Annotated in this window: 6 protein-coding genes; 4 read left to right on the top strand and 2 right to left on the bottom strand. The window is 69.8% G+C overall.

Annotated features, from left to right (window positions below; all coding sequences use genetic code 11):
- Nucleotides 1-155: 155 nt before the first annotated feature.
- The gene (proP, locus tag BIU90_RS03160) at nucleotides 156-1,727 is read right to left on the bottom strand and encodes a glycine betaine/L-proline transporter ProP (RefSeq protein WP_254786934.1); all 1,572 of its coding nucleotides are present in this window, start codon (nucleotides 1,725-1,727) and stop codon (nucleotides 156-158) included.
- Between the two features lie 259 nt (nucleotides 1,728-1,986).
- Between proP and valS the strand changes: the two genes are divergently transcribed.
- Together valS and BIU90_RS03150 are read left to right on the top strand one after the other, a co-directional pair.
- Complete coding sequence (gene valS / locus BIU90_RS03155) at nucleotides 1,987-4,584, top strand: valine--tRNA ligase (RefSeq protein ID WP_071298787.1); 2,598 nt, start codon at nucleotides 1,987-1,989, stop codon at nucleotides 4,582-4,584.
- A 37-nt stretch (nucleotides 4,585-4,621) separates the two neighbouring features.
- Nucleotides 4,622-4,873 (top strand): hypothetical protein, encoded by a 252-nt coding sequence (locus tag BIU90_RS03150; RefSeq protein ID WP_071298786.1) that lies wholly within the window; start codon nucleotides 4,622-4,624, stop codon nucleotides 4,871-4,873.
- Between the two features lie 61 nt (nucleotides 4,874-4,934).
- Here the strand turns inward: BIU90_RS03150 and BIU90_RS03145 are convergent, their stop codons facing one another.
- Entirely contained in the window at nucleotides 4,935-5,774 is an 840-nt protein-coding gene (locus BIU90_RS03145; protein ID WP_071298785.1) for an alpha/beta fold hydrolase, read from the bottom strand.
- 123 nt (nucleotides 5,775-5,897) lie between these two features.
- Here BIU90_RS03145 and BIU90_RS03140 point away from each other — a divergent pair, with 123 nt between their 5' ends.
- Both BIU90_RS03140 and BIU90_RS03135 read left to right on the top strand, forming a co-directional pair.
- Nucleotides 5,898-6,506 (top strand): TetR/AcrR family transcriptional regulator, encoded by a 609-nt coding sequence (locus BIU90_RS03140; RefSeq protein WP_071298784.1) that lies wholly within the window; start codon nucleotides 5,898-5,900, stop codon nucleotides 6,504-6,506.
- A gap of 68 nt (nucleotides 6,507-6,574) precedes the next feature.
- Complete coding sequence (locus tag BIU90_RS03135; RefSeq protein WP_071298783.1) at nucleotides 6,575-8,599, top strand: M3 family metallopeptidase; 2,025 nt, start codon at nucleotides 6,575-6,577, stop codon at nucleotides 8,597-8,599.
- Nucleotides 8,600-8,632 lie beyond the last annotated feature (33 nt).

Genomic DNA, 8,632 nt, shown 5'->3' with positions numbered 1-8,632 from the left:
GAGGTGCCAGAATTCTGGCACCTCGGGGAGTCCCACCGGTCCTTCTCGGGACCGCGACGGACGTGAGCGGCACGTCGTGGAACCTGGGCGACCCCGGGACGAACCGAGGCCCGCCCCGCGGACGCGGGACGGGCCTCCTGTCAGTGCGCGCTCCGTCAGCTGACGGAGGAGGCCTTGTCGGCGGACGGGCTGTCACCGGAGATCACCGGGATCTCACTGGTGGAGAACTCCTTCGCCCAGTCCGACTGCGCGAACTCCGACGACGGGTCGTTGTACTCGTCGATGACCTGCGCGACCTCTTCCTCGGACGCGACCGTCGGGCCGGAGCCCATCAGCGGCGCCGAAGCGGTCTCCTTCGTGAAGTACACCGCGACGAGCCCGATGACCGCGGCGGCCATCAGGTAGAACGCGGGGATGTCCTCGGCCCAGCCGAAGCCGGCGTCCTTCGCCCCGTTGATGAGCGCGGCGGTCGCGAGCGGCGTCGTGCCACCGAAGAGCGACACCGACACGTTGAACGCGATGGCCAGCGCGCCGTAGCGGATGATCGTCGGGAACAGCGCGGGGAGCGTCGAGGGCATCGTCGAGGTGAAGGTGACGAGCACCACACCCAGGATGAGCAGGCCGAAGAACACCCCGACCCCGGTGCCGGACTGCACGAGCTGCAGCGCCGGCCAGGACAGGACGAAGAACCCGATGCAGCCGGCGGCGAGCACGGGACGACGGCCGAAGCGGTCGGACAGACGACCACCGAAGGTGATGACGACCATCATCAGGATCATCACGATCACGATGAGGATCAGGCCGAACGTGGCGTTCTGGCCGAGGTTCTGCTCGAGGTAGGTCGGCATGTACGACAGCAGCATGTAGTCGGACACGTTGAAGACCAGCACCAGGCCGATGCAGACGATGAGCGCGCGCCAGTTCGTGGCGAAGAGCTTGAGGAACGGCGTCTTCTGTGATTCGCGCTCGGCGGCCTGCTCCTGCTGCTTCTGGAAGGCCGGGGTCTCCTCGAGCTTGAGACGCAGGTACAGCCCGATCAGCCCGAGCGGGCCGGCGACGATGAACGGGATGCGCCAGCCCCAGCTGAGCAGGTCGGCCTCGGACAGGCCGAACTGCAGGCCGGTCACGATCGACGCGCCGAGCACGTACCCGGCGAGGGTGCCGAACTCGAGCCACGAGCCCATGAACCCGCGGCGCTTGTCCGGGGAGTACTCGGCGATGAACGTCGCAGCACCGCCGTACTCACCGCCGGTCGAGAAGCCCTGGATGAACCGGGCCACGAGCAGCAGGACCGGGGCCCAGAAGCCGATCGTGTCGTAGGACGGGATCAGGCCGATCATGAGCGTGCCGGCGGCCATCAGGATCATCGTCAGCGCGAGGACCTTCTGGCGGCCGATCTTGTCGCCGATCGGGCCGAAGACGGCACCACCGATCGGGCGCACGATGAACGCCGCGGCGAAGAAGCCGAAGGTCGCGACGATGTTCGACGCGGCGTCACCCTGCGGCAGGAAGACCTGCGAGATGGTGACGGTCAGGTAGGCGAAGATGCCGAAGTCGAACCACTCCATCGCGTTGCCGAGGGCGGCAGCGGCGACGGCGCGCTTGAGGAGCGACTCCTCGACGACGGTGACGTCGTCGGTGGTCATCTTCCGTCGAGCACGCTTGGCAGCGCCCTTCGACCGCACCGGCTTGTCGCCGTGCGTGTTCGGTGTGGTGTTCGGTGTCAAAGCGTGTTCCTCCGGTGTGCTGAGCGTGCCTTCGGGCGTCCGACGGGACAGCGACGTTGCAGCTCTGGAGAGCTCGCGCTCGCCGGACAAACTCCGACAGACTAGCAGATGCGCGTTGGAGCGCTCCGATGAGCACGGGCGCAGCCGACGCCGCACGCCCCGGAGCCGGTACCATCGAGGGCACCACGTGTCACACGTGGACACTCAGGCACCTCATCACGGACTCGGTGCCGCACATACGCGAACGGAAGGCGCAGCCATGACCAAGCCCATGCCCGACAAGCCCACGGTGGACGGACTCGAGCAGGTCTGGGGACCGGTCTGGGACGAGCAGGGGACGTACCGGTTCGACCGCGACGCCGCCGGTCACCGCGACGCCGTGTACTCGATCGACACCCCGCCGCCCACTGCCTCGGGCTCGCTGCACATCGGCCACGTGTTCTCGTACACGCACACCGACCTCAAGGCCCGGTACGAGCGGATGCGCGGCAAGCACGTCTTCTACCCGATGGGCTGGGACGACAACGGTCTCCCCACCGAGCGTCGCGTGCAGAACTACTACGGCGTCCGCTGCGACCCGTCGCTCCCCTACGACCCCGAGTTCACCCCGCCGTTCGAGGGCGGCGACGGCAAGTCGAGCAAGGCCGCCGACCAGCTGCCGATCTCCCGCCGCAACTTCATCGAGCTGTGCGACCAGCTGACCGTGCAGGACGAGCAGCAGTTCGAGGAGCTCTTCCGCACGCTGGGGCTCTCCGTCGACTGGACGCAGTCGTACCGCACGATCGACGCGACCTCGCGTGCCAGCGCCCAGCGCGCGTTCCTGCGCAACCTGGAGCGCGGCGAGGCCTACCAGGCCGACGCCCCGACGCTCTGGGACGTCACCTTCCGCACCGCGGTCGCCCAGGCCGAGCTCGAGGACAAGGAGATGCCGGGCGCGTACCACGGCATCGCGTTCCACCGTGCGGACGGCCAGGGCGACATCGTCATCCAGACCACCCGGCCCGAACTCCTCCCCGCGTGCGTCGCCCTCGTCGCGCACCCGGACGACGAGCGCTTCAAGGACCTCTTCGGCACGACGGTCCGCTCCCCCCTGTTCGACGTCGAGGTCCCGGTGCTCGCCCACCACCTCGCGCAGCAGGACAAGGGCGCCGGCATCGCGATGGTCTGCACGTTCGGCGACACCACCGACGTCGTGTGGTGGCGTGAGCTGCAGCTGCCGAACCGCGCGATCATCGGCTTCGACGGCCGGGTCCGCTCCGACGAACCGGCGTGGATCGAGTCCGACGGCGGCAAGGCGCTCTACGCCGAGATGGCCGGCAAGACGGTGTTCTCCGCGAAGAAGGTCGTCGTGGACGCCCTGACCGAGTCCGGCGACCTGGTCGGCGACGTCAAGACCATCCAGCACCCGGTGAAGTTCTTCGAGAAGGGCGACAAGCCGCTCGAGATCGTCTCCACCCGCCAGTGGTACATCGTGAACGGCGCCCGCGACGAAGCACTCAAGGCGACGCTCCGGAAGCGCGGCGAGGAGATCGGGTTCCACCCCGACTTCATGCGCGTCCGCTACGACAACTGGGTCGGTGGGCTCTCCGGCGACTGGCTCATCTCGCGCCAGCGCTTCTTCGGCGTGCCGATCCCGGTCTGGTACCCGCTCGACGGCGACGGCAACCCGGTGTTCGACGCGCCGATCGTCCCGACCGACGCGCAGCTGCCCGTCGACCCGTCGTCCGAGCCCGCCCCGGGCTACACCGACGACCAGCGCGGCGTCCCCGGCGGGTTCCAGGGCGAGCTCGACGTGATGGACACCTGGGCCACGTCGTCGCTGACCCCGCAGCTCGCGGGCAAGTGGGAGACCGACCCGGCGCTCTACGACCTGGTCTACCCGTACGACGTCCGCCCGCAGGCCCAGGACATCATCCGCACGTGGTTGTTCACGACGGTGCTCCGCAGCCAGCTCGAAGCGGACGTCGTGCCGTGGAAGCACGCCAGCATCTCGGGCTTCATCGTGGACCCCGACCGCAAGAAGATGTCGAAGTCGAAGGGCAACGTCGTCACCCCGCTGTCGATCCTCGAGCAGCACGGCGCCGACGCGGTCCGCTACTGGGCAGCGTCGTCGAAGCTCGGCACCGACGCGGCGTTCGACCCGCAGAACCCGAAGCAGATCAAGGTCGGCCGTCGTCTGGCGATCAAGGTCCTCAACGCGGCGAAGTTCGTCTACGGCTTCGAGCTGCCGACCGGCGCCCACCGCGTGACCGAGGCGCTCGACGTCGACATGCTCGCCGCCCTCCGCACCACGGTGGAGCAGGCGACGACCGCATTCGAGGGCTTCGACCACGCCCGCGCCCTCGAGGTCACCGAGCGCTTCTTCTGGACCTTCTGCGACGACTACCTCGAGCTCGTCAAGGAGCGCGCCTACGGCACTGCGCCCGACGCGACGCACGAGACGCAGGCGAGCGCGGTCCTGGCGCTGCGCGCTGCGATCGACGCGCTGCTGCGCCTGCTGGCACCGTTCCTCCCGTTCGCAACGGAGGAAGTGTGGGCCTGGACCCACGACACCAGCATCCACACGGCGGCGTGGCCGACCCCGGCCGACCTGCCGGTCGACGCCGCGGAGACCGGCCTGCTGGCTGCGGTCGGACAGGCCCTGATCGGCATCCGCGGGGCGAAGACCGCCGCCAAGGCCTCCCAGAAGACGCCGGTCACGCGCGCCGTGGTCGCCGCCCCGGCGTCGACGCGCGAGCTCGTCGAGCGCGCCGCGGTGGACCTGGCGGCCGTGGGCCGCATCGAGAACCTGTCGTTCGTCGACGGGGACACGCTCGAGGTCGTCGAGATCGAACTGGCCGAGCAGCCCTCCGCGTAGTCCATGGGTCACGACCACACACAGCCAGGAGGCTCAGATGCAGTTGGGTACGCGATGGAACGTCGGTGCCGTGGCACCGTCACGGCTCGACGAGGCCCTGGTGGTCGCGGTGCGGCAGGTCGAGGCCGAGCTGACCGAGGCGTCGGTGGACACGGCCGGGTGGGGCTGGACGCTGACCTACCTGGAGGGCAGGCCCCGGGTCGAGCTGGATGACGGTACGTCGATCCACCTCGACGACGCCGGCCACGCCCAGGTGACGAACCCGGACGACGCCCCCGAAGAGGACTGAGCGCCGTTCGTACAACGAACGCCCCGTGCTGCTGCAGCGCGGGGCGTTCGTCGTGTCGGGGTCAGGCCTTCGCGAGCCAGCCGAGCAGGACCTCGTTCACCTCGGTCGTGTGGGTCGTGAGCAGGCCGTGCGGCGCGCCCTCGATCTCGACGTACTCCGCGTGCGGGAGGGCCTTGGTGAAGCGGCGGCCGGTGGCGTCGATCGGCAGGATGTTGTCCGCCGTGCCGTGCACGATGAGTGCGGGGACGGTGACCTTCGGGATGTCCTGTCGGAAGTCGGTCGGCCAGGTCAGCGGTGCGGCGGCACTGGCGATCGAACCCGAACCGGCAGCGACGTTCCAGGCGTTCCGGACCGCCTCCTCGGAGATGCGCGAGCCGAGGTTCTCGTCGAGGTTGAAGAAGTCCCGGTAGAAGTTCGTGAAGTACGCGTAGCGGTCCTTGCGCACGTCGGCGGCGATGCCCTCGAAGAAGGACATCGGACCGGCGCCGTCCGGGTTGTCGTCCGTGATCGCCAGGAACGGCTCGAGCGAGGCCAGGAACGCCACCTTGGCGATGCGGTCCTCACCGTGACGGGCGATGTACCGGGCGATCTCGCCGGTGCCCATCGAGAACCCGACGAGGATGACGTCGTGCAGGTCGAGGGCCTCGAGGACGGCGTGCAGGTCGTCGGCGAAGGTGTCGTAGTCGTAGCCGGTGGACGGCTGGGAGGACTGCCCGAAGCCTCGGCGGTCGTAGGTCACGACCCGGTAGCCGGCGTCCAGGAGCGGCGGGACCTGGCCTTCCCACGAGTTGCCGTCGAGGGGGAAGCCGTGGATCAGCACGATCGGCTGCCCTGCCCCCTTGTCCTCGTAGTGGAGGTCGATGTCGACGCTGTTCTCGGTCCCGACGGTGATGCTGCCCATGATGGCTCCTCTTCCCTGAACCTTGAGAGAACGAGCGTTCCCTCCCGATGTGACCTACACTAGAGAACGGCCGTTCCCCTCGCAACCCGGGGACGGTGAACGCACAGCGAACGGGGTACGCCAGTGACAGGGACGACAGCAGCGGCGGGCACCGCGGCGGGAGCGGTCGCGCCCGACACCCGGGCGCAGATCGTCGAGGTCGCGGACGAGCTGTTCTACACCCGCGGGTTCCAGTCGGTGGGCATGGACGAGATCCGCACCGGCGCCGGCGTCTCGCTGAAGAAGCTCTACGCGGCGTTCCCGGGCAAGGACCAGCTCATCGTGGCTGTGCTCGCCGGCCGCCATGACCTCTGGGAACACGGGATCGAACAGGCGGTCGACCGTGCCACCTCCCCGCGCGACAAGCTGCTCGCGATGTACGACTTCCTCGAGTCCTGGTTCGGCGACGACACGTTCCGCGGGTGCGGGTTCATCAACGCGTTCGGCGAACTCGGGGCCACCTCCCCCGCCGTCGCGACGATCGCGCGCGAGCACAAGGAGTCCTTCCAGCGGTACGTCGCCGGGATCGCGGCACAGGCGGTTCCGGACGCCGCGCGCGCCGAGGAGCTCGCCGCGCAGCTCGCCCTGCTGGCCGAGGGAGCCCAGACCACCGCGGCGATCGCGGGCGACGCGACCCCGGCGCGCCACGCACGGCTGGCCGCCGCGGTCCTGATCGACGCCGCGACGCGGTAGCACGGGCGGTCCCGGGCACCGTCCGGGCTGGTGCACGCCGTGCCAGGGGCCGGTCCTAGGGTGGGGTGATGACGACGCCGTTCGATGCACCGAGCACGCTCCCGTACGCCCTCCCCCCGTTCGACCAGATCCGGCTCGAGCACCACCGCCCGGCCTTCGACGCCGGCATGGCCGAGCAGCGCGCCGAGGTCGAGGCCATCGCCACGAACCCCGAGCCGCCGACGTTCGACAACACCCTGGTCGCGCTCGAACGAACAGGGCAGCTCCTCACCCGGGCGAGCATGGTGTTCTTCACGCTCTCGTCGGCCGACTCCACCCCGGACCTGCAGGACATCGAGGCCGCCGTGTCGCCGCTCCTCGCCGCACACCGTGACGCCATCACCCTCGACGCGCGCCTGTACGAGCGTGTCCGCGCCGTCCGGGACACCGCGGCGGCCGACGGACTGACGGGCGAGGACCTCCGACTCGTCGAGCGCACCTTCACCGAGATGACCCTCGCCGGAGCCGGGCTCGACGACGCCGGCAAGGAGCGCCTCACCGCGATCAACCAGGAGCTCTCGACGCTCACCACGACGTTCGAGCGGAACCTGCTCGCGGACACGAACGACTCCGCCGTGCACCTGCGCACCGAGGACGCCCTCGCCGGCCTCGACGACGGCGCGAAGTCCGCCGCTGCCGGTGCCGCGGCCGACCGTGGTCTCGACGGTTGGCTCGTCACCCTGCCGCTCTACACGGGGCACCCGTGGCTGGCGTCCCTCACCGACCGGGACACCCGGGAGCGCATCATGCGTGCGTCCCTCGCCCGAGGCCGTCGGGGCAACGAACACGACAACCGCGACGTGCTGCTCCGGATCGTCCGGCTCCGCGCCGAGCGCGCCGAGCTCCTCGGCTTCGCCGACCACGCGTCCGTCGTCACCGCGGACGAGACGGCCGGGAACCCCGAGGCAGTCGCCGGGCTCCTCTCGTCCCTCGTCGGTGCCGCCGCCCGGAACGCCGACGACGAGCGGGCGGTCCGGTCGCGCACCGTCGGGTTCGAGGTCGAGTCGTGGGACTGGGCGTACGCCACGGAGATCCTCCGCGGCGAGCAGTTCGCCGCGGACAGCTCCGCGATGCGTCCGTACCTCGAGGCCGACCGGGTCCTGCACGACGGCGTGTTCTTCGCCGCCAACGCCCTGTACGGGCTGAAGTTCGCCGAGCGCCCCGACCTCCGCGGGTACAACGGCGAGGTCCGGGTGTTCGAGGTGACGGACGAGGAGGACACCCCCGTCGGGCTGTACCTGCTCGACCTGTACACGCGGGACGGCAAGCGCGGCGGCGCGTGGATGAACCCGATCGTCGAGCAGTCGGCCCTGATGGGGACGCTGCCGGTGGTCGTGAACAACCTCAACGTCGCCAAGCCCGCCGCCGGGTCCCCCACGCTCCTGATCCAGGACGAGGTCGAGACCCTGTTCCACGAGTTCGGGCACGCCCTGCACGGGCTGATCGCGCGGACGACCTACCCGCGGTTCTCCGGCACGAACGTCGAACGCGACTTCGTGGAGTTCCCGAGCCAGGTCAACGAGATGTGGGTGTCGTGGCCCGAGGTGCTTGCGAACTACGCCAAGCACCACGAGACCGGCGCCCCGATGCCCCCGGAACTCGTCCTCGGTCTGAGCGATGCTGCCGGGTTCAACGAGGGCTTCTCGACGACGGAGTACCTGGCCGCGGCGCTGCTGGACCAGGCATGGCACCGGCTGTCGAAGGCCGAGGCGGACGCGGTCACCGACGTCGAGGCGTTCGAGCAGCAGGCCCTCGCCGACGCCGGCATCGCGGTCCAGGCAGTCCCGCCCCGCTACTCGTCCACGTACTTCGCGCACACGTTCGCCGGTGGCTACGACGCCGGGTACTACGGGTACATCTGGAGCGAGGTGCTCGACGCCGACACCGTGGAGTGGTTCCGCGACCACGGCGGACTCGACCGCGCTGCTGGACGCCGGTTCGCGACGATGGTGCTCGGGGTCGGCGGGTCACAGGACCCGATCGAGGCCTTCCGCGCCTTCCGTGGCCGTGACGCCGAGGTCGGTCCGCTCCTGCGCCGCCGCGGCCTCGAGTAGCCGACCAGCCGCACACGCGACAGGCCCCGTACC

This window comes from Curtobacterium sp. MCBA15_001 (assembly GCF_001864835.1).
Taxonomy (GTDB): domain Bacteria; phylum Actinomycetota; class Actinomycetes; order Actinomycetales; family Microbacteriaceae; genus Curtobacterium.
Note: the sequence above shows the minus strand (reverse complement) of the source record. Positions and strands in the feature narration are given on the sequence as shown.